Raw genomic sequence first — 21,239 nt, 5'->3', positions numbered from 1 at the left:
CATTATATCTTTTTATGTTAGGACAAACGTGTCAAAATATAAGCTAAGACAAAACCAAAAGAAGGTGAGATGTATGAAGGATAAAGTTTCCAAGCGAGAGGCGATTTTCTATAGTCATAAAATGGCGCAGTTGTCCAAGGCGCTTTGGAAAGCCATCGAAAAGGATTGGCAAGATTGGATTAAGCCGTTCCAGTTGAACATTAATGAACACCATATTTTATGGATTGCTTACCATTTAAAAGGTGCGAGCATCTCAGAGATCTCAAAATATGGAGTCATGCATGTATCCACTGCCTTCAATTTCTCGAAGAAAATGGAAGAGCGAGGCCTTCTGCAGTTTTCCAAACGGGAAAATGATAAGAGAAACACGTACGTGGAATTGACTGCAGACGGAATCGAACTGTTGGAAGCAACACTAAATGAATACAATCCAGAAGATAATTCTGTGCTGCGTGGTGTGATGCCGATGACAGAAATGTATGGGAAATTACCGGAATTCCTTGATTTATCTGCCCTGATTAAAGAGATCTACGGAGATGAATATATGGAAATTCTAGAACGTTCTCTTGAGAATATTGAGCAGGAGACAAACATCAAACAGCCTACGGATATCGAAAGTTACAAGCAACAGTCTAAATCTTCGTAAATAACAGGCAATAAAAAACCCTTTCCTCGAACCGATTCGGGGAAAGGGTTTTTTATGGTTTATGTAGTAGTAATAGTCTGCTGATCAACTCTTCGTACAATCCTTCTTCTAAAAGAGCTTCCAAGGATTCGCCGACAGGGAGCTTGGGACAGAGCATCCCGGCATAGTGCAGCAGCAGCGGCGTATGATCCATTAATCCGATTTCCTTCTCCTGTTCATAGCGAGCTTCTAAAGTATCCAGCAGATGCATCGTCTGCCGATACTCCCTCTTTGTCACTTCCCGATCAATAACCAGCCTTGTAAAAGGATATCTATCCATCTCTTCCACGTCCAGCAGCAACTGCAAATGAAACGCACATAAATCCCCATTATTTTCTTTATTCACAATCTTCCCTCCACAACGCCTTGTTAACGCTTTATTTACAGGGGTTACCTATCCGTTCCCTGCAAGTTTAAAAGACAATCATTTTTTTACATAAAACCTATTGCTTTTTGTGTAGAAACATACTATTATTCCATTTGTGCCGCTTAATCGGCTGTCAAACAATCAAACATATCTTATTGATATTCATTATACAATTACACCATTTTTAGTAGCAAGGGAGGGATTCTTATGATGAACTGCTGGAAATCAGTCAACATCAATAAAGAATTCGGCTTGAATCGTCTTTTACTCATGTCTTTCATGACAGGTTTACTGTCGTTTTTACTTTTGTATCTGCCTTTTTCCATGATTCATGGCAGCCACGATGTGAACGATCGAGGCTTTCTGCCATTTCTATTACTGATGTTCTTTCTGCCGTCGATTCACCGGCTGATGCACATGCTGCCACTTATTCTTAGTTATAAGCGGCTGCACGTTAAGTTCCGGGTCAAGAAAAGATGCGTTCCGACTTTCACTTACCAATGCAAGACAAAGCTTTCGAAACAGACATCCATCGCTATGGCTCTTGCGCCAACGATGTTAATTACGTTTCCGGCGTTGATCATGGGATATATGTTCCCTCACTACTTCGCTTACTTTGTCCTGCTGGCATCTGTGAACATCGGCCTGTCTTTCCCGGATTACCTTTATCTGAATCATTTCGCGAAAGCACCGAAGAAATGCCTGATCGAAAACGCCAAGGAAGGATACGACATCCTTATCCACCAGCCTAAAGCGTGACAATAAAACAGCGCCCGTTAAAAGGGGCGCTGTTTTTTATCATGAGGGGTGTTTTTTCTGTTCATTCCATCCAAATTTTGATAGAGTAGTTTCATAGGGAATAAAGGAGGTTCTTCAACATGGCAATTGGATTCAGCTTGTACGCGCTCGTCATTCTATTCGTGTTTAATTCACTCACTCATTCCTTATGCTTAAAGACGAAAATGTCGAATGAAAAGCAAACCCGCGTCTTCCGGACTATTAATGTGTTGATTACAATCTTATTGATTTCATCATATGTGGAAGTACTGAATACACTATAAGAAGCAGGCAGGCAGGTTCTCCTAACCCGGCCTGTTTTTTTATGTCTTCCATCGCATCCACTTCTTATTCCCCCTTCTGCTATAAGAAAAACGTCGATTAACCAATTATTCACACATTTTATAGGGTCCATATAGAACTGACGAAGGAAAATATGTTATATTAACTCATAGGCTGTTAAGATAAAACCTCTACGTCAGGAAAACTACATTACAGGTTTAGGAGTGTCCAAGCTATGAAGAAAATAGTCATAAGTGCTGCCTTAGCAGCAAGTGTACTTACCCTGTCCGCATGTTCATCGGATGCCGATGAGTCCGAAGCGGTCGTGAAAACAAAAGATGGAGAAGTGACGAAGGAAGAGTTCTACCAGGAACTGCAAAACCAGGCTGGAGAGCAAGTCCTGAATCAACTTGTCCTGGAAGAAGTGCTGAAGAGCAACTACGAAGTTTCCGATGAGGAAGTCGACAAAGAATTGCAGAAGATCAAAGACCAAACCGGTGATCAATTTGAAGACCTTCTGAAACAGAGCAATATTAAAGATGAAGATGAATTCAAAGAAACGCTTCGTTTAAGCCTACTGCAGGAAAAAGCAGCTACTGAGGACATCGAAGTCAAAGAAGAAGAAGTGAAGGAATATTATGACCGCATGAAGACGGAACTTCAAGCGAGCCATATCCTTGTAGAAGATGAAGAAACAGCGAAGGAAGTCGAGCAGAAACTTGCCGACGGGGGAGATTTTGCTGAGCTTGCGAAAGAATACTCCACAGATACAAGTGCAGAGAGCGGTGGAGAACTCGGCTGGTTCGGTCCGGGACAAATGGTTGAAGAGTTTGAAGATGCTGCATACGGATTGGAAAAAGGCGAAGTAAGTGACCCTGTCCAAACTTCTTATGGATTCCACATCATCAAACTTACAGATACGCGTGAGGTGGAAGACGTAGGTTCTTACGAAGATGAAAAAGCTGAAATTGAACGCACACTGAAGAGCAGCAAGCTCGATCAAGCTGCCATTCAGGAAAAAATGGATCAAATCATCGAGGATGCCAATCCTGATGTGAAAATCGACCAATTCAAAGATCTTTTCGATAAAGAAGAAGCCGATTCCGAGCAGCAGACAGAAGAATAATACTCCATCAAAAAAGCCAGGTGAGCATTCACCTGGCTTTTCATTTGGAAACGACTGCCTTCTTCTTCCGCTCCCGTTCCTGTTCCATCCGCTTTAAATACACTTGCCCTTCCCTCTCGATATGTTCCTGCTCCAGACTCTGCTCCGCTTTCATTGCACGGAATGCCATATAGCCGCTTAAAAATATAAAAACAACACACAAGATGACCCAAATTGGAAATCCGAATAGCATGGATATATCCTCCCTATCCCATTTGTCACTATCTTATGTAGGAAAGAAGTAGTTTATGAACAAGCTTCTCCATTAAGCTGCACTTTCCTTTTTCTCCAGCCTGTGAAACATGACACTATATACTCCGGCACTCAACAAAGCGAAGACTCCTAACAATACAAAGGTCATGGTAAAGCCTAAGTAGTTGGAGAGGATGAGGCTGAATGGTGCTAATAAACGCCCGAGGGTAAACCTCAACGATGCCGCTGAGAAATATTGACCGCGCATATCTTCCGGGGCAAGTTTCGATACAAAGCTCTCCTGTATACCGACGACCATCAATTCAGCAAACGTAAAGAGTGCCATGGCGAGGACAAATACCCAAATGGATTGCGTGAAACCGTACAGAACAATCCCGCATGCGTACAAGAGACTCGAACCGATAAAAACCCATTTTTCTTTATAACGAGTCATCCATCTGGTGACAATGACCGTGAACAAAGCAACAAGCAGGCCATTTTCAGCCAAAATCAAACCGAAGGCCCTTTCGCCGGAAACGGTCCATTCCCAATTCCCGAATGCAAGCAGGGTTTGATTGTCGATGACTTCACTTGTGTACACAGCTATCAATAAATCAAGCTGCATGAATGTTTGAGCGACGAGGACACCGGCCACAATGAACAATAGGAACAGCTTGTCCGTTGCGATGAGTCTGTAAGCAGCCAATTCCTCCCATAAGACGGCAAAGAACCCTTTCCCCTCTGTTTTATGACGCTCTTTCACCTGCACCGTTTCTTCAAGGAAATACCAAAGCACAAAGGCAAGCACTGCGGTAACGACGATCCCTGTCAAAAGCATCTCAAATCGGTGCTCATAGAAAACGTAACTCCCGATCAACGGTCCGATGACGACCGCGATATTAATGGACGTATAGAACACAGCGAAAACACCTGCGCGGTGCTTCTCTTCCACGACATCCGCCACCATTGCGTGCGAAGCCGGCCAGTATAACGCTCCGAAAACCCCGAGCAGGCTGAAAGCCGTGAAGGTCAACCAAGGTGAATCCAGCCAGGGGGAATTCGCAGCAGCAAACAGCACGAATGCCCCGCATTCTCCAAGAGCTGAGAAAACCATCATCTTCTTTCGGCCGAAACGATCGGCACAATAGCCGCCGGTCAGACTGGCGACGACCGAAAATGCCTGTGACATGATCAACATCAGGCCGGCTTGATCTTTTCCGAAAGAACGTTCAAAAAAGATGGTCATGAAAGGGAAGAATGCCCAGAACAGTACATTCATCGTCCCTTCTCCAAACAAACGGATCTTTAAATTTCTATCCCAGTCTTTCCACTTCATTTTTTATTTCTCCTGTCCATATAAAATGCTCCACTTCCACACGTGTTCCATCATACGGCATCGTGCGCATAAGCAGAGCACCATCCTTTTTATTACGATGTTAACTCGATCGTATGGGCAGAGCGGAAATGCACAGACAAGTCGCTTCTCCATGAGAAAAGCAGCACCTGATTCCTCAAAGAAATATCTTCCAGAATCTGCAGCATCGTATCAAGACGATCCTTATCAAAATGGACAAACGCATCATCCACAAGAAACGGCAGCTGGAACGAATCCGCCATGGTTTCCGCCAAGGCAAGACGGAAGGAAACATACAACTGGTCCCTCGTACCTCTGGATAGTTCTTCAGGATTGTAGACGACGCCATCCCCATCCCTTACCTGTATAACCTCCGTACCTTCCGAAAGAAAAATCTCCCCGTACTTCCCCTTCGTAAGCTTATGGAAATAACGTTCCGCCGTATCCATCACACGAGGTAGATAGCCATCCTTGTACGCTTGCTTGGTTTTTCTAAGAAACTGAAGTGCCACTTGATATTTCGCCCACTCTTTCACTTGTTCCTGAAGGCGGTCTTTCTCTGTTTGAAAACGATGTGCCGTTTCCGAGCGCCGACCGGAACGTTCCAGTGATTGAAGCTTGCTTGTCGTTTCCACAAGCAATTTCTGGGTATCTTTCTTCTTCGCTTCCAGCTGCTCTTTCTCTGCCTGAAATTTCTCCACTGTTGCATGAAGAAACGATTCGTCAGGGACCATCGACCATACGGCGTATTCCTGCTGCTCTTCGTCCGACAGCATTCCCTCCACTCTTTGTCCGAGTTCATAAAGCCGTGCGTGAAGTTCTTCTGCTTCCTCTTTCTCCTTCGACTTCAACAGGAAGTCTTCTTCCTTATCAACACCTGCCATGGAAAAAAGCTCATACTTTTTATCCTGATAGACTTTCATCCGATCCAGGCAGGTTTTCTTCTTTTCCTTCATTCCTAAAATGGATTGTTCCAGCTGCTGCCTTCTTTCATCGATCCTTTCCTGCTCATGAATCCAGTCCGAGAGCCGCTGCCACCCTCTCTGCACATCCTTCGAGTTAAATTCCCAATTCATCTGGTGATGAAAAGCTTTCAGCCGCTCTTCAGAAAGAAGAAGCTGCTTTCTATTCTCTTCCATTCTCTTCACCGTTTGATTCAACTCCAACTTCTTATCCCGGGCTCTCGTCAATAGATGATAGAGTTTTTCCCAATAAGCGAGCTGCAACGATGTCAGGAATGGGTACAGACTTTTCTGTTCGTCGATGCCGGCGTCCAGTCTATTCTTTCTCTGCGACAAATGGCTGCGCTTCTCCTCAAGTCGAATCTCCTCTTGGCTGAGTCGTTTCCATTGCTGGTGCAAATGTTCCCACTCCGCCTGAAGCTTTTCCTCTCTCTTTATCTGTCTTCTCGCTTCCTCCAGGCCGTGCGGGGATATAGGAAGCTTATTTGCCGCAGATACAGCGAGGATGCGGATCCTTTTATGACTCATAAAGGCGGCTGCTCCGCTTATGGCGGCGAGTCCAAGGAGGAGTAGATAAAACCATCCATTACCAGCGCCTGATGCAATCAGAATACCGATAAACAGGACAAAACCCGCAGCTGCACCTGCACCAACCGTTCTCCGTTTATAGAGCTGATCCTTTGTCGTACGTCCCTGTCTGTCCGGATTGGAAGCGGCAGCCGACTCATAAGCAGCTTCTATCTGCTTTTCATACCTGTCCCGCTGATCCCTGCTGATCCGTTCTTCCTCGATCTCTGCCTTTCGGACTTCTACACGATCAAAAGTCCGCGACATCTCCGTCCACTGTTCTTCTATACGACGCTCTTCCTGCTCCACCATTTGGGACTCTGCATGTAGATCACGCCATGTTTCCTCAATATAGAAAGGCAGAGTATACTCGTCGAGTTCCTCCACTCCCACCGGAACATCCATATTCTTCAAGTCCCTGGTGACAGATTCATTCAAGGACAGTCGGCGCTCTTCCAACTGTTCCTGTTCATGGCTGAGCCTCTCGTAACCCTCTTTTTCAGCTAAAACAGACGGGGCCACCCCCCCCATATCTTCGTCCACCTTGTCCAGGAGTTCCGCCTGTTCCTCTCTCAGCTCTTCTATCCTGCTTTCCAGCATTCTTTGTTCCGACTCTAACGGAAGCAGAGATTCTCTTAACTGCTGGTAACGTTCTCTTCCGGACACCGGGAAGGGGAGGTTCTTATCTTTGCCTTCCGCCTCTTCCTTCGTTTGGTGATACTGCAGCAGCACCGGCCTCGCTTTGATTAGCTGCTGCGCTCTGTATAGACGGTTCAAATTCTCCTGCCACGCTTGGTCAAGATAATCGAGCTCCTCGCGCGTACGCTTCTCTTCCTCCAGGAATCGCTGGTAATCTTTCTCTTCCATTTCAGCCGCTCTTCGCTCGCGATCGAGATTTTCCAATCGTTGCAGCTGCTCGTTAATGATCGGCTTTCTCCCTTTCGGCTTAAAACGGTCTTCCGTCATCTTCTCCAACCATTTCTCAGTTTGATAAATTTCGTCGGACCCTGTGAGACCGATATTCAGCAGTAACTCGCCAAGATTTTCTCCGGTAACTTCCTCCAGGGAAAGAAGGTCTTCAGAATTGAAGCTGAATATCGATTGATACACATGCCGATCAGCGGCTCCGAGATGCTCTCCTAACCATTCTTCCCCATATTCTTCCCCTGTTTCCATCCTGCAGACGGCACGGCCGTTATGACGATCATAGATGCGCTCGATCGATACGACCCCTTCTGTTTCCGTCTCTATCACCAACCGCCCCCCCATTGCTCCGCCGGATTTCGGCAGATAACGTTCCCTTTGTTTTGGATTCATACCGAAAAGCATGAACAGGATGAATTGATACAACGTCGACTTACCTGCTTCATTCGGGCCGGTTAACAGGTTCACCTGAGTAGTGGAGAGCTCCATCGACTGGTCGTTCCATTTTCCGAATCCGTAAATTTTCCACTCGAGGATTTTCACTCGCTGTCCTCTCCCTTCCATAACCGGTCAATGGTCAGCGCCTTCGCTTCCTGCATGATGGAAAGTCGTTCTTCGCTGGACATCTCTGCCGCATATTTAGCTATTTTCCGATGTTGAAAGACTGGAGCCAGCCATTCCTCCAGTTCTGCGTCCCCTATTTCATCAGATATCTTTAAGAGCTCACCAGGAAAGTGGTTTCCACGTCGAAGTTCCGCTTCTTCCCAGCCAGGCTGATCATTAATAACGACACGATCGATCCATATCCAATCTTCCCTGTTTACATCTTCCGCTTCGTTCAGGACTTCCACCCACTCATCGACTGTCCCTTGCTCTGCCCATCGCTTGAGCACTCCACCTTCTGCTGTCAGCGTCACCTCCAGCATAACAGCAGACTTCGCTCCACCGACTTGCGACTTCGCTTCGTCTAATGCCTGTTCAATCGCCTGTGGATGATCGGATAAACAAGCTGCCTTCTTCGCTACGAACGTTACCGTATGCAGCGGCAGGAAGCTGCGGCTCCAGGTTCCGTCTTTATTTTCCACCAGATAGCAGCCTTTTTCCCCTTGTTCCTTCATGGATCTTCCCTGGATGTTTCCCGAATACACGATTGGCGGATCCTCGGAAAGTATGCTTCGCTTATGAATATGACCGAGCGCCCAGTAGTCCATGTCACGCTCCCTCAATTCACTTATTGTGAACGGAGCATATACATCATGATCGCTGTTCGAATCCAAGCTGCCGTGGAGCATTCCGATATGATATGCCGGGGCCCCTGTACGCTTGTATTCGAGTGCTTTTCTGTCTTCCACCGCTTTTGTTTCATAACTGAAGCCATATATATGAGCGAGTGGCTCCCCCTGCTTTTCATATATAAAATGTTCTACATTCTCTGATCGAAAAATATGTACATTGTCAGGGAACTCAATCGGATCTTCCATCCCCTTCGTAAAGTCATGGTTACCGTAGCTTAAAAACACAGGGATTCCAAACTTCTTCAAGCGTTTGAATCCTTCCCGGAGGTGAACCTGTGCTTTCAGACTCCGGTTTTCTTCATTATATAAGTCACCGGTAATCAGCACAAAATCCACCTCATGCTCAATAGCTGCCTGGACCAGCTTATCGAATGCATGGAAGGTACTTTCGCGCAGCTGCTCCAGTATACGATCATCGAGATGTCCCTTCGTCTTGAAGAGGCTGTCGAGGTGCAGGTCCGCACTGTGGATAAAACGGATCGGTTTATGCATGTAGACTTTCCCCTTTTCCAATAGCTTTGTCTTCATTTTACCAAACGAAAGAAACGAATGCACGTTCCCCTATAACACAAAAAAAGATCTGCGGAAGCCCTCTCCCGCAGATCTCCAGCTTTACTTTTCCTTTTTAGATAATTGAAGGGCCGTCTTCACATCCTTGAGTGACGTTGATTTCCCGTACATGAGAACACCGCCGCGGTAAATCCTTGCACCGATGACGGCAAGCAGTACGATCGATCCAATAAGAACCCCTAGGGATAAAGCTACTTCCCAACCGGGTACATCCAGCATACCTACACGCAGGAACATAAGCAGCGGCGTAAAGAATGGGAAATACGAGGCTGCCGTGATGAATGTGGCATCCGGCATGCTTAAGCCTACTATTGCCAGGAAGAAGGCGATGACGATCATCATGATCATCGGTGCAACGATCTGCTGGGCGTCCTCCAGTCTGCTGACAAGAGAACCGAGCATAGCTGCAAGCGTAGCATAAAGCAGATAGCCAAGCAGGAAGAAGATGACGGCATAGATAATGGTCATCGGCTCAATATTGGTCAGACCGATGAAGCTGAGGAACGTATCTTCGCCTCCATCAGCACTCTGTTTCAAGCCAATATACCCAGCCAGGATAAAGACGGCAAACTGAGTCAAACCGAGCAGAGCAATTCCGATGATTTTTGCAAACATCTGCGATACAGGTGAGACGGAAGAAATGAGTATTTCCATGACGCGGCTCGACTTCTCCGTCGCCACTTCCGTCGCTATCATATTGCCGTACATGATGACGGAAAAATACATAAAGAACAGCATGATGTAGACGATCCCACGCGTTTGTTCCAATTCTTCGGCCGTTTTTGCACTCTCTTCCAAAGCTACCAACTCGAAGACGACCGGCTGATTAATCTGCTGAAGGACTTCCGGAGCGACGTTCGCATCTTGTGTCACCTGAAGGACCTTCATTTGTTCCAGTGCTTGGCGGACAGGTTCACTCTCTCCTGTATTAGCGATCTGATCCGCATAATACGTCGCGACAGGCAGGCCGGATTCATCCGCTTCTATTTCGATAATGGAATCATAATTGCCGGATTCCACTTCCTCTTTAGCTTCATCGAGGTTCCCTTTGTAATTCGTTAATTCCATCTCTTCATTGGTCGATAGTGTCTGTTCCAGAGCAGCGTACCATTCCGGATTTTCAGAAAGGACTGCTACTTCCCGGCTGTCTTCTTCTCCTGAGAATGTTTCGATGATGGATTGAAGGTTGGAAACTAGAAAAATAAGAGCAACCATCACAACCGTCGTGATGACGAATGACTTCGACTTCACTCTGTTTTTATAGGCATGCCCCATCATAATGAAGAATTTATTCATAGGAAGACCCCACTTTCTCAATGAAAATATCATTCAAGGTAGGCTCTTCTAAATCGAAGGTGCGTACGAATCCTTTCCCATGAAGCGCTTCGAACACGCGGCCGGCAACCGATTCCTCCGCAATCTGCAATTCGCATCCTTCCGACATGGACTTGTAAGCCGTCACCCCTTCCACCGCCTCCAAGTAGGACGTATCGAAGTCCGCATGTACACGGATATTCTTTTTTCCGAAAGAACGTTTAATGTCCTTCAACTTTCCATGGACAACCGGGCGGCCGTGATGCATGATGCATAAATGCTCACACAATTCTTCTACATGCTCCATCCGGTGGGAAGAGAAAACAATCGACGTGCCCGCTTCTTTCAAATCGACGACAGCAGACTTAAGCATCTCTACATTAACCGGGTCTAATCCGGAAAAAGGCTCATCGAGAATCAGCAGCTTCGGCTTATGTAAAACGGCAGATATGAACTGAATTTTTTGCTGGTTTCCTTTGGACAACTCCTCGACTCGTTTCTGTTCATACTCCGGCACTTTGAAACGTTCGAGCCAGGCTTTAACTTCCTTTACGGCTTCTGCCTTCTTCATCCCGCGTAAAGAGGCGAGATAGACGAGTTGGTCACGAACCTTCAGTTTCGGATACAGCCCTCTTTCCTCCGGTAAATAACCAATTAAATGACTCTTATCGTAACCGACGGTCTCGCCCTCCCACGTAATCTCTCCTGCTGATTGATCCAGCAGCCCGAGAATCATCCGGAACGTTGTCGTTTTTCCCGCACCATTCGCACCAAGAAACCCGAAGATCTGCTTTTCCGGTATTTCCAGCGATAAATCATTCACAGCTGTAAACGACCCGAACTGCTTCGTCACAGATTTTAATTTCAATGTCATGCTTTTCTCTCCCCTTTCTGTACTCTATACGTACGCCCTCTTTGAACAAAAGGTTTCATAATCAAGGAAAATAAAAGAAATCCAGCTTCCATGCAGGATTTTCCCGTATGAAAAGCCAATGTAAGAAAATGAACGATTATTCACCTGAGGAGGCATTGCCATGAAGCGTTACTACTTAACCGTATTCGAAAAGGACGGCACAAATGTACTGGATGAAGCATTCGAAGCAGAGAACGATGACAAAGCGAAAGATATTGGTTCTCAAAAGTTAGCAGAGAAGGGATACGACAGCTACACTCACCGCTGTGTATCTCCGGACGGCCGTCTCGTCCTGTTTCACCGATGAAATAAATCAAGCCACGCATCTTCAGGTGCGTGGCTTTCCTACTTTTTTATCTCCCGGTAAAATGTGGTCTTCGCTTTTCAACGAATGCACGAACGCCTTCTTCATGATCGGCGGTCTGCCTCAGCTGCCACTGCGCTTCCCTCTCATCTGCAAGATAACGCTGCAGTTGAGGCATTTGATATTGATGGTAGATCTGCTTTGTTGCAATCATCGAAGATAATGGACGCCTGCTCCAATAGGCAGCGAACGTATCCGCTTCGGCCTGTATGTCTCCCTCTACAACTTTATCCACCAGTTTATGCTCGAGAGCTTGTTCGGCCGTCATCTGTTCTCCAGCCCAGACGAAGTGCTTTGCTTGATGGGTTCCAAGCCGTTCTTGAAGCCAGAAATGACCTCCTCCATCCGGAGCGAGACCAATACCAATGAAATTCATCGAAAGCTTGGCGTCCGCATCCGCGATAATATAATCAGCCGAAAGGGCAATGCTTAATCCTAATCCTACAGCTGGTCCGTGAACAGCGGCTATGACAATCTTAGGCATACGGAATATCGACGTCACGATGGATTCAATATCATCCATAACAGCAGCAAATACATCTTTATCCGCCACTTCCGTCATCATCGTAACATCCCCACCCGCACAAAATCCCTGCCCGTCTCCTGAAAGGACGACAATCTGCGCCTCACACGCCTCTACATCGTGGAGCGCCTGGACAAATTCCTTAAGCATTCCCGCATCAAGGGCATTGTATTTCTCCCCTCGGGCGATTTTCAAATGGACGACATTATCTTTTTCTTCTATGATATATCGACTCATATCCATTCCCCTTCGTTGATAAGAATTGAACCATGCATACTCTTTCGTGAATGACCATTCATTTTCCTGCTTTGATCGACAGCATTCCCTTGTTTTTTCCCTTTTCATCTTTAAAAAGGCAAAAAAAAACGCCGCCCTTTTCAGGCGGCGTGTACGAATTACTTACTGTTGAGGTGCTTCCGGGTTACCGTAAAGCTCTTCCAACGGCTTCGTGATGATGCGGCTGATGTCATTGATAACCGTGTTCAGACGCTGCTCTTCTTCCATAAGCTTGGAGATTTGAGGGTGCTGCTGAACAAGCTCTACCACGTTGCGTGCCTGTTCCACTTCTTCCTCTGTAATTTCCTGACCCTGCATTTGTTTCTGCTGCAGGTTGATTTGTGTTTCGCGGAAATCATCGAACATTTTCTTCGCAGCTTCGTCGTTCATGACTGCTTCATAAGCACTTTTCAGTCCGTTGAATTCCTCGCTGTTGCGGATTGCTTTCTCAAGATCATATGCGTGATCGTATAGGTTTGACATAATTTACGTACCTCCTAAGATTTCGTTCTTTCAAAACTCCTACCCCACTATAACAAACTCATTTCGTTCTGTATAGGAATTACCGGTTATCCCATCAATAAGACAATCAAGCCCTGTAATATTCCGATTAATCCACCGAGAAGAGCACCAAGATACGTAATCATCTTAAATTCCCTTCTGGAAATGCCGAGAACCATTTCCTCCAGTCGATCGACTTGAAAGGCTTCCACTTCTTCCTGAACAATGTCTGCAAGTTTCATCGTAGACATGAGACCTTCTATCTTCGAGGATAACAGGACGATCGATTTCTGAACGACCACAGGTACGAACTCTTCTACAATCTTCTTCTGATAAGGAGCTGTCCACTCCTGTACCGTCCGGTTCATCCACTCTTCCACAGGGAGGGCGTTGGAGGCTGCCCTGCCTAGAGTTTTGCTGATCGTCCGGCTTCCGACCTTATCTTCAAAGAAACCGACCGGCTGCTCGAGCAGCTTGTCCTTCTCTTTACGAAGCATCGACTGCAGCCAGTCATTCATCTCTCTATCGGAAACATACTTTAGTATAAGGGGATAAATACGCTCCGTCAGTCCCTCCGGACCGATGAATGAGGAAATCATGCTGCCAAGAAAACCTTGGTTGTCCATATAATTTTCAATGAGTGCCTCCACTTTCTCCCGGCCTTCCCCACTTCGGAAGTATTGTTCGACGCTCGCCTGCAGATGTCCGGCCAGAGCTTCTATACTTTCGTCCGCCTGTTCCAGCCATTGCTCTTTCAGAACCTCTTTAAGCAGAACCGTGCGATATCGTTCCATAACCAGATCATAACGCTCTTCGACCCATGTTTCTATCTGTTGTTCCAACTTAGCGGTCGAAACGTCCACGTGATACTTGTTGAGCAGGTCACGTAAAGGCTTGTCCTGCTGCAGTAATTTTTGAACCTCACGGCCGGCAAACACGGTCATCTGTTCCTGAAATTTCGGATGCTCCAATTTCCTTCGAAGTCCTTCTGCTGTCAACAGATGGTTGACGACCATCTTTCCAAGCTGCTGCGCCAGTTCTTTCTGACGCTTAGGAATCAACCCGGGTGTAAATGGAAGTCGGAATTTCCCTATATAAACCGCCCGGTACGGACGGAAAAGCATCTTAATAGCCAATGAATTCGTCAAACCACCAATCAGGGCCCCGATGGCGACCATCATGATGATGAGTAGTACTGGATTCATGTTCAACCTTCTTTCCAATCATAGTGTACCAAGTATAATCGATTTCCACGTCTCGTGCCAATAAGAGAAGAAGCGCTTCCTTTCCTCATCGTTTCTGCCATATCGGGCAGAATGTAAAAAAGGAGGTGAGAAAATGACGAAGAAGCGAAAGGAAGCTCCCGAAGGAAAAGATAAATATGAGCTGGATGTCGACCGTATGATCAATGAAGGTATGGCCGGCGGCACGGTCCTCCCTGTGTACGGCAGAGAACAAATAGGAGAAGCCCATGAGATCCCGGAACAGGCAGAAAATAAGAAAGACGGGAAATAAAAAAAAGCTGTCGCTAAAAGGTCTGGGTTCCAGACGCGGTGAAGCGACAGCTTTCTTTATTCCGACGAGCTCATCGGCTTTTAACAATCATTTGAACGGCTTCATTAATTAAATCCTCCGCTGATTCTCCTTCTTCATGTGCCTGACGAATGCATCCTTCCAGGTTCTTCGCCACGATGTACCCGATTGCACGGTCCATTGCAGAACGGGCAGCGGAAAGTTGGGTGATGACATCTTTGCAGTCCTTTTCTTCGTCCATCATCTTCAACACGCCCCGGACCTGTCCTTCAATTCTCTTCAACCGATTCTTGGTCTCCTGACCGTAGACGCTTTTTTCCTTCAATTGATCCATGTCTTTTTCCTCCTCTCCACTAACACCCTTTATCTTATTTTGATAACAGCGCTTTGCGTAATTCCTATATTGTACTACTATATTATTAAATATTCTAATGAAAAGGAAGAGAGCCGAGCTATGACGATAATCGATCAACTCACACGTATATACCCTTCGATCTTATTACAGAAACCTAAAAACAGAAAAGAGGCAGCAAAATTCCAATGGTTTACGACGGAGGACGGCGATTTGGTCGGTATTGACAAAGCTGCACTTCACGATAAAGAAGCAGACCTGCTGTCGATTTTCCTCACGCCGATCAACGAGAAGCACGGGGAGCCGACAAGAGAAGCCCAATGGCGGCAAATACTTAAAGGCCAGGACAAAGCTCCTGATTTCCATCCGCCTCGCGCCTTTCGTTTCTTAATCTTCTCCATCAAGGATACAACGCCTGATAAGGAATCGATACAAGAAGCTTTCCAATCGCTTTTCCCGGAGGAAGTACCAATTCTTTGGAAGAATAACCGGGAAGGAATGATTATTGAAGAAGTATTTCAGGAAAATCAGGAACTGCTCACTTTGGAAGGCATCCCGGACATATTGATGAGCGATCTCTATACCGACATCCGCTTCTATGTCAGTGATACGGAAACGCATATTCAAGATGCGCGCACCGTATTCCTCTGGTCCGAAAGGGCAGCAGCTATTGCAGCCGCTTATCATTTGGGTCCCGTCGTGTCCTCCATCGAAATCCTGCCGTACCTTTTTCTAGATTCTCTGAACAGAGAGGATTGGAATTATATGAAACGAACCGTTTTTTCAGATATGGACGAGGAGAAGGAACTGCTTGATACCATCCGGGTGTTCCTCGAGTCCGGTTCCAACACGACTCTCGCGGCTAAGAAATTGTATATGCACCGGAACAGCCTGCAATACAGGGTCGACAAATTCATTGAAAGGACAGGACTGGATGTAAAGAAATTTGAAGTGGCAGTCCCGGTATATCTGGCTCTTTTGCAAATGGAACAGTAACATCCGACAAAGTGCACAAACCAATTCGACAGAGGTTTGTGCACTTTGTCCATTTACCAGATCAAGGAACTCCGCTACACTGAAGCTAATAAGAAAACGTTTTCAGAAAGCGTTTTTAAAAATTAGCACAGGGGGAAATGATCATGGCAGAGTTAATGTTGAAGAATATCGATAAGATCTATGATAAAAATGTGAAAGCGGTAGATGATTTCAATTTACATATCGACGATAAAGAGTTTATCGTTTTCGTCGGTCCTTCCGGCTGTGGAAAATCCACCACTCTCCGGATGATTGCCGGATTGGAAGAAATCAGCGGCGGCGACTTCATGATCGATAATAAGCGCATGAATGATGTTGCTCCTAAAGACCGCGATATCGCGATGGTCTTCCAGAACTACGCCTTGTACCCGCACATGAACGTTTATGATAATATGGCATTCGGCCTGAAGCTCCGTAAAATGGACAAGAGTGAAATTGAGCGACGCGTAAACAATGCTGCCAAGATTCTTGGTCTCGAAGCTCTTTTAGACCGTAAACCGAAAGCGTTATCAGGCGGACAACGCCAGCGTGTTGCGCTGGGTCGTGCCATCGTACGTGATGCCAAAGTGTTCTTAATGGATGAACCGCTCTCCAACTTGGATGCGAAACTTCGTGTGCAAATGCGTGCCGAGATTCAGAAGCTGCACCAGCGTCTGCAGACGACAACGATTTATGTTACCCACGACCAGACGGAAGCGATGACAATGGCGACGAGACTTGTCGTTATGAAAGACGGAATCATTCAGCAGGTCGGTGCTCCTAAAGAAGTTTATGACAAGCCGGATAACGTGTTTGTCGGTGGTTTCATCGGTTCTCCCGCCATGAACTTCCTGAACGGAACGCTGGCAGATGGGCACATTGAGCTCGGTGAAATTAAGATTGCCGTTCCTGAAGGTAAGATGAAGCCGCTTCGCGAGCAGAATTATATCGGCAAAGATATTATTCTCGGCGTCCGCCCGGAAGATATGCACGACGAACCTTTGTTCATTGACGCCAACCAGGATAAGAAAATCACAGCTGATATCGAAGTTGCGGAATTAATGGGATCCGAATCCTACCTGTACTCTAAAGTAAACGATCAGGAATTCATCGCACGTGTGGACTCCCGCTCAGACATTCAAGGCGGAGATAAGATTGAATTAGCGATCGACATGAACAAAGTCCACTTCTTCGACAAAGATACAGAACTGCGTATCCACTAATATACGTCAATCTTACAGCCACCGATTTTACGTATAAACGAAAAGAATCCGGCAGAACCAATAATGGTCATGCCGGATTCTTTTTTTTATTCCTCTCCTTACACCTGCCGGATATCCTGCCACCCGCATGAATCACATACAAACAAATGAACACATGTACCGGTGCCAGAGTTCTCCACTCCGTCCACGAGATTGGTGGCATTCTGATCGAGATAAGGACTGTAATCATCGAAATAATCCGCCGCACGGCCTTCGTCCTTCATGAGGTTCGGGCATCGCGGGCAGTTATACTCCTGGTCCCCCCAGCCATTGCATGCACTGCATTCCTGCATAAGTGGACTCCTTTAACAAAAAATAAGGAGGAAGGGCTCACCCTTCCTCCTTCGTCACCAATATTTATTTTTGGTATCCACCGAACTGTTGTTCAGCCATTTGTACAAGACGCTTAGTGATCTCTCCACCTACAGAACCGTTAGCGCGAGCTGTAGTGTCAGCACCAAGTTGTACGCCGAATTCTTGAGCGATTTCGTATTTCATTTGGTCTAGAGCTTGTTGTACGCCAGGTACAACCAACTCGTTTGAACTGTTGTTGTTAGCCATCGTGTCTCACCTCCTGTCCTGTGTAATCGTAGTATGGGTCGGACATCTGTTTTTTATGTCAAAAAAAACAGAGGAAATTTTTGGAGATAAAACGAAAAGAGATCACGATGGCTGAAAACCCTTGGTATTACTTACTTTGCGTTCGGTTTCGTCATGGATTTAGGATCTACATATTCTTCAAATTGTTCTTCTGTTAACAGATCCAGTTCGACTGCCGTCTCTTTCAGCGTCTGATTTTTCTCATAAGCGGTCTTGGCGATTTTCGCCGCATTCTCATAACCGATATGCGGGTTCAGGGCTGTGACAAGCATCAAGGAATCGCGCAGATTCTTTTCAATTTGTTCGTGATTCGGTTCAATTCCACTTGCGCAGCGCTCATCAAAGGAAACGATGCTGTCGGCAAGGAGCTGTGCAGACTGGAGGAAATTATAAGCAATGACAGGTTTGAATACATTCAGTTCAAAATTTCCCTGACTGGCTGCAAATCCGATGGTCGCATCATTTCCCATTACTTGGGCCGCCACCATCGTCACGGCTTCACTTTGAGTAGGGTTCACTTTACCAGGCATAATGGAGCTTCCCGGTTCATTGGCCGGGATCGTAATTTCACCGATGCCGCAGCGTGGTCCGCTGGCAAGCCAGCGCACGTCGTTGGCGATTTTCATCATATCCGCGGCTAATGCCTTTAAAGCTCCGTGAGCATGGACGAGTTCATCATGAGATGTAAGCGCATGGAATTTATTTGGTGCAGAAAGGAAAGTTTTTCCTGTCGCTTTATTGATTTCAGCTACGACATGATCGGAGAAATCGACATGAGCGTTGAGCCCCGTTCCTACAGCTGTGCCGCCGATAGCTAATTCCTTCACATATTGAGTGCTTTCAATCAGCATTTTTTCCGTCTTTTCAAGCATACGGTGCCAGCCGCTGATCTCCTGTCCCAATGTTAAAGGAGTGGCATCCTGCAAATGGGTTCGGCCGATTTTAACGATCTCATGAAACGCTTCCATTTTTTCATTCAATGTTTGTTTCAATTGTACGAGAGCCGGAAGTACAACGTCTTCGACTTTTCTTACGGATGCGATATGCATCGCCGTCGGGTAGGTATCATTCGAGCTTTGTGATTTGTTTACGTCGTCATTTGGATGGAGACGCACTTCTTTGCCTTGTTCCTCCAGCCATTGGTTTCCTACGTAGGCAATGACTTCATTGACGTTCATATTGGACTGTGTACCACTACCTGTCTGCCATACGACCAGTGGGAAATGCTCCTCCAGCTCCCCTGCGATAATCTTATCCGCTGCGTAGGTGATGGCATCCGCTTTATCCGCTTCTAAAAGCCCGAGCTCTGCATTCGCCCTGGCTGCACTTTTCTTCAATATAGCGAATCCTTCCACAACTTCCTTCGGCATCTTCTCTTCCCCGATCGGAAAGTTCTGCTTACTCCGCTGTGTTTGTGCTCCCCAGTATTTTTCACTTGGCACTTTGATTTCACCAATGGTATCCTTCTCCATACGATAATCCATAAGAATCCTCCCTTTCACCATTTCATTTTCTGCCATTTCATTGTATCAAGAATCTTTTGAACAATCACGTACCGTTCCGATTCTTTTTGACAAAATACTACTTATTTTAATTCAGATTATTTACATTTTTCTGATTTTTATGTATAATGACCGTATCAAGCAACCATTGAACACATCGTCCATAATTGCTTGATCTCTCAAGTGGGTATAATGTGGTGAAAAGGGGCCTTGCAACGGGCTCCCTTTTTTTGTAGCGTCTAAAATGGACGAGTGTTTACATAGGAGTCTTGTGTGTAAGGAAAAAGAAATAAGATAATTGAGAAACACGGAGTTGATCTATATGAAAATAGCTGTATTTGGAGCAACAGGACGAGTTGGCTCGCTTGTTGTCAAGCATGCCATAAAAAGAGGGTTCGCCGTAAAAGCGTTGGTAAGAGACCGCTCGAAAGCAGAAGCGATGATCCCCGATGCGGAGCTTATCGTCGGAGATACGAAAGAAGAGGCAGCCGTCAGACAAACCCTGGATGGCTGCGATCTTGTTTTCAGTGGCCTGAGTACGGATAAAACAGATACATTAACCACATCATTTCCTCACATTATTCGAGTAATGAAGGAAAAGGGAATCAGCCGCATTGTCACTATTGGAACCGCCGGCATACTGAACAGCCGGCACGAGGAAGGGAAATTCCGCTTTGAAACCAATGAATCCAAGCGGAAGCAGACATTCGCTGCGGAAGAACACGCCCAGGTTTATCGACTATTGCAAGCGTCCGACCTTGAATGGACGATTATCTGCCCCACTTACCTTCCTGACGGTGGAAAAGAAGGAATTGTGCGTTATGAAATAAACAAACTGCCGGAAGACGGCAAAAAAATAACGGTTGCAGATACTGCGGAATTTGCTATGCAGGAAATGATCGACAGCCGATTCCCCCAAAAAAGAGTCGGCATCTGCTATTAAGATAGCTTTTGTATTGGAGTGTACGATGAAAAGAAACGTTGGACAGCTGCGGACTGCATGAAAGAAGTGCTGGTCCCGGGATAGCTTCCGGAACAGCAAAAAGAAGTATTACCGGCAGCCCTTAAAGCAGCGTCCCATTTGAAGCATCCTGCTCCTTAAACATCACTTCTTGAAAAAAAAGAACTCCCGTTCATTGGAAAGGGAGTTCTTTTTTTTACTCATTCCTTATAAAAACCGAAAAATTCTTCCAATGACTTGGATTCTTCATGGACTTCCGTAGAGTATTCCGTCCCTACATACCTCAGGTGCCACGGCTCATACGTATAACCTGTTATGTCTTCTTTTCCTTCTGTATATCGGATAATGAATCCATATTCGTGAGCATGCTCAGCGAGCCACTTTCCTTCCGGTGTCTCCCCGAATGATTGATCGAGCTTGAATGCCATTTGAGCGGACGTCACGTCCATGGCAAGCCCTGTCTGGTGCTCACTTGTACCAGGTTCGGCGGAAAAGGTATCGGTCTCCTCTTTTCCGTATATCTCCACATTGCGATCGTAAATTTCCGTCTGACGGTCATACGAGCGATAACCGGAGGCAGCGACGATGTTCATCCCATCTGTCTCTGCAGCAGCAATCAGATCCTCCAGAGCCCGTGCCGCAGGTTCACGCAGCTGCTTCTTCTCCTGGAATTCTTCAAAATAGAACGGGACGTCTGGAACGGTCAGATCATTCGGTACATAATCACCGGGCAGCTTTCTTTCCTTGTTGACCACAGCGGTGATGCTCTCCGGCTCACCAACCTGTACTGTCCCATCCTCCAAGGCTATATCTTCGGACTGCTCCTGCTTCGTTTCCTGAGACTGTTTCTGTTCGGATGTCTGTTGCTTCTGTTCCGCCGAAGCCGGAACGGTTTCGTCCTTCTGCTCTGTCGTTTGATTGTTGATGGAACACGCAGTCAGCGACAGGCTGATCATAGTTATTGCCAGTGCTTTTTTCAATGTT

General features: G+C 46.2%; 24 protein-coding genes. 9 read left to right on the top strand and 15 right to left on the bottom strand.

Features of this window, described 5'->3' with window-relative positions; translation table 11 throughout:
- Positions 1 to 73 precede the first annotated feature (73 nt).
- The gene (locus QRD89_RS05380; RefSeq protein ID WP_008634767.1) at positions 74 to 646 is read left to right on the top strand and encodes an HTH-type transcriptional regulator Hpr; all 573 of its coding nucleotides are present in this window, start codon (positions 74 to 76) and stop codon (positions 644 to 646) included.
- Positions 647 to 698: 52 nt separating this feature from the next.
- On the opposite strand, the gene QRD89_RS05375 is transcribed toward QRD89_RS05380, so the two are convergent.
- Complete coding sequence (locus QRD89_RS05375) at positions 699 to 1,031, bottom strand: DUF1878 family protein (protein ID WP_008634765.1); 333 nt, start codon at positions 1,029 to 1,031, stop codon at positions 699 to 701.
- 228 nt (positions 1,032 to 1,259) lie between these two features.
- Here QRD89_RS05375 and QRD89_RS05370 point away from each other — a divergent pair, with 228 nt between their 5' ends.
- The 3 genes from QRD89_RS05370 to QRD89_RS05360 all read left to right on the top strand — a co-directional run bounded on the left by QRD89_RS05370 (position 1,260) and on the right by QRD89_RS05360 (position 3,237).
- On the top strand, positions 1,260 to 1,811 hold the full coding sequence (locus QRD89_RS05370; RefSeq protein ID WP_008634763.1) for a DUF3267 domain-containing protein: 552 nt from the start codon (positions 1,260 to 1,262) through the stop codon (positions 1,809 to 1,811).
- Between the two features lie 119 nt (positions 1,812 to 1,930).
- Positions 1,931 to 2,113, top strand: a complete 183-nt coding sequence (locus QRD89_RS05365) for a hypothetical protein (RefSeq protein ID WP_008634761.1) — start codon at positions 1,931 to 1,933, stop codon at positions 2,111 to 2,113.
- A gap of 233 nt (positions 2,114 to 2,346) precedes the next feature.
- Positions 2,347 to 3,237 carry a peptidylprolyl isomerase gene (locus tag QRD89_RS05360; RefSeq protein WP_008634760.1) on the top strand — a complete coding sequence of 297 codons (891 nt, stop codon included), beginning with the start codon at positions 2,347 to 2,349 and terminating at the stop codon, positions 3,235 to 3,237.
- A gap of 40 nt (positions 3,238 to 3,277) precedes the next feature.
- Here the strand turns inward: QRD89_RS05360 and QRD89_RS05355 are convergent, their stop codons facing one another.
- The 6 genes from QRD89_RS05355 to QRD89_RS05330 form a co-directional block, all read right to left on the bottom strand.
- Positions 3,278 to 3,469: a sporulation YhaL family protein gene (locus QRD89_RS05355; protein WP_008634758.1), complete on the bottom strand. Its 192-nt coding sequence runs from the start codon at positions 3,467 to 3,469 to the stop codon at positions 3,278 to 3,280.
- Positions 3,470 to 3,541: 72 nt separating this feature from the next.
- A complete protein-coding gene (locus QRD89_RS05350) occupies positions 3,542 to 4,804 on the bottom strand; it encodes an MDR family MFS transporter (RefSeq protein WP_008634757.1) in 1,263 nt (420 codons plus the stop codon).
- Between the two features lie 92 nt (positions 4,805 to 4,896).
- Positions 4,897 to 7,818, bottom strand: a complete 2,922-nt coding sequence (locus QRD89_RS05345) for an ATP-binding protein (RefSeq protein ID WP_286096458.1) — start codon at positions 7,816 to 7,818, stop codon at positions 4,897 to 4,899.
- The gene (locus tag QRD89_RS05340; protein WP_286096457.1) at positions 7,815 to 9,062 is read right to left on the bottom strand and encodes a metallophosphoesterase family protein; all 1,248 of its coding nucleotides are present in this window, start codon (positions 9,060 to 9,062) and stop codon (positions 7,815 to 7,817) included. Before QRD89_RS05340 ends, QRD89_RS05345 begins: the two co-directional genes overlap by 4 nt.
- Before the next feature lie 120 nt (positions 9,063 to 9,182).
- On the bottom strand, positions 9,183 to 10,436 hold the full coding sequence (locus QRD89_RS05335; protein ID WP_286096456.1) for an ABC transporter permease: 1,254 nt from the start codon (positions 10,434 to 10,436) through the stop codon (positions 9,183 to 9,185).
- Positions 10,429 to 11,328, bottom strand: a complete 900-nt coding sequence (locus QRD89_RS05330; RefSeq protein WP_008634754.1) for an ABC transporter ATP-binding protein — start codon at positions 11,326 to 11,328, stop codon at positions 10,429 to 10,431. The genes QRD89_RS05335 and QRD89_RS05330 overlap by 8 nt, the downstream gene beginning before the upstream one ends.
- 160 nt (positions 11,329 to 11,488) lie before the next feature.
- On the opposite strand from QRD89_RS05330, the gene QRD89_RS05325 reads away from it, so the two are divergent.
- Positions 11,489 to 11,674 carry a YhzD family protein gene (locus QRD89_RS05325; protein WP_026578335.1) on the top strand — a complete coding sequence of 62 codons (186 nt, stop codon included), beginning with the start codon at positions 11,489 to 11,491 and terminating at the stop codon, positions 11,672 to 11,674.
- A 46-nt stretch (positions 11,675 to 11,720) separates the two neighbouring features.
- Here QRD89_RS05325 and QRD89_RS05320 read toward each other — a convergent pair whose 3' ends face one another.
- From QRD89_RS05320 to QRD89_RS05310, 3 genes are all read right to left on the bottom strand, one after another.
- Entirely contained in the window at positions 11,721 to 12,491 is a 771-nt protein-coding gene (locus QRD89_RS05320; protein WP_286096455.1) for an enoyl-CoA hydratase, read from the bottom strand.
- Positions 12,492 to 12,653: 162 nt separating this feature from the next.
- Positions 12,654 to 13,013 carry a YlbF/YmcA family competence regulator gene (locus QRD89_RS05315; protein WP_008634748.1) on the bottom strand — a complete coding sequence of 120 codons (360 nt, stop codon included), beginning with the start codon at positions 13,011 to 13,013 and terminating at the stop codon, positions 12,654 to 12,656.
- 86 nt (positions 13,014 to 13,099) lie between these two features.
- On the bottom strand, positions 13,100 to 14,236 hold the full coding sequence (locus QRD89_RS05310; protein WP_286096454.1) for a DUF445 domain-containing protein: 1,137 nt from the start codon (positions 14,234 to 14,236) through the stop codon (positions 13,100 to 13,102).
- 133 nt (positions 14,237 to 14,369) lie between these two features.
- Between QRD89_RS05310 and QRD89_RS05305 the strand changes: the two genes are divergently transcribed.
- Positions 14,370 to 14,546: a hypothetical protein gene (locus QRD89_RS05305; protein ID WP_008634745.1), complete on the top strand. Its 177-nt coding sequence runs from the start codon at positions 14,370 to 14,372 to the stop codon at positions 14,544 to 14,546.
- A gap of 70 nt (positions 14,547 to 14,616) precedes the next feature.
- Here QRD89_RS05305 and QRD89_RS05300 read toward each other — a convergent pair whose 3' ends face one another.
- Positions 14,617 to 14,898 carry a metal-sensitive transcriptional regulator gene (locus QRD89_RS05300; protein ID WP_286096453.1) on the bottom strand — a complete coding sequence of 94 codons (282 nt, stop codon included), beginning with the start codon at positions 14,896 to 14,898 and terminating at the stop codon, positions 14,617 to 14,619.
- A 120-nt stretch (positions 14,899 to 15,018) separates the two neighbouring features.
- Between QRD89_RS05300 and QRD89_RS05295 the strand changes: the two genes are divergently transcribed.
- Positions 15,019 to 15,912: a PucR family transcriptional regulator gene (locus tag QRD89_RS05295; RefSeq protein ID WP_286096452.1), complete on the top strand. Its 894-nt coding sequence runs from the start codon at positions 15,019 to 15,021 to the stop codon at positions 15,910 to 15,912.
- 143 nt (positions 15,913 to 16,055) lie between these two features.
- Positions 16,056 to 17,153 (top strand): ABC transporter ATP-binding protein, encoded by a 1,098-nt coding sequence (locus tag QRD89_RS05290; RefSeq protein WP_008634738.1) that lies wholly within the window; start codon positions 16,056 to 16,058, stop codon positions 17,151 to 17,153.
- 98 nt (positions 17,154 to 17,251) lie between these two features.
- Here the strand turns inward: QRD89_RS05290 and QRD89_RS05285 are convergent, their stop codons facing one another.
- From QRD89_RS05285 to fumC, 3 genes are all read right to left on the bottom strand, one after another.
- Positions 17,252 to 17,485: a hypothetical protein gene (locus QRD89_RS05285; protein ID WP_286096451.1), complete on the bottom strand. Its 234-nt coding sequence runs from the start codon at positions 17,483 to 17,485 to the stop codon at positions 17,252 to 17,254.
- 64 nt (positions 17,486 to 17,549) lie between these two features.
- Positions 17,550 to 17,753 carry an alpha/beta-type small acid-soluble spore protein gene (locus tag QRD89_RS05280; protein ID WP_008634733.1) on the bottom strand — a complete coding sequence of 68 codons (204 nt, stop codon included), beginning with the start codon at positions 17,751 to 17,753 and terminating at the stop codon, positions 17,550 to 17,552.
- Positions 17,754 to 17,884: 131 nt separating this feature from the next.
- Entirely contained in the window at positions 17,885 to 19,276 is a 1,392-nt protein-coding gene (gene fumC / locus QRD89_RS05275; protein ID WP_026578329.1) for a class II fumarate hydratase, read from the bottom strand.
- Between the two features lie 340 nt (positions 19,277 to 19,616).
- Between fumC and QRD89_RS05270 the strand changes: the two genes are divergently transcribed.
- Positions 19,617 to 20,237 carry an NAD(P)-dependent oxidoreductase gene (locus QRD89_RS05270; RefSeq protein ID WP_286096450.1) on the top strand — a complete coding sequence of 207 codons (621 nt, stop codon included), beginning with the start codon at positions 19,617 to 19,619 and terminating at the stop codon, positions 20,235 to 20,237.
- A 218-nt stretch (positions 20,238 to 20,455) separates the two neighbouring features.
- Here QRD89_RS05270 and QRD89_RS05265 read toward each other — a convergent pair whose 3' ends face one another.
- Complete coding sequence (locus tag QRD89_RS05265) at positions 20,456 to 21,235, bottom strand: M15 family metallopeptidase (protein WP_286096449.1); 780 nt, start codon at positions 21,233 to 21,235, stop codon at positions 20,456 to 20,458.
- Between the last annotated feature and the right edge of the window lie 4 nt (positions 21,236 to 21,239).

Source organism: Halobacillus sp. ACCC02827 (assembly GCF_030291935.1).
Lineage (GTDB): Bacteria > Bacillota > Bacilli > Bacillales > Halobacillaceae > Halobacillus.
The sequence above is the reverse complement of the archived record's forward strand: the minus strand, read 5'-3'. Positions and strand labels throughout refer to the sequence as shown.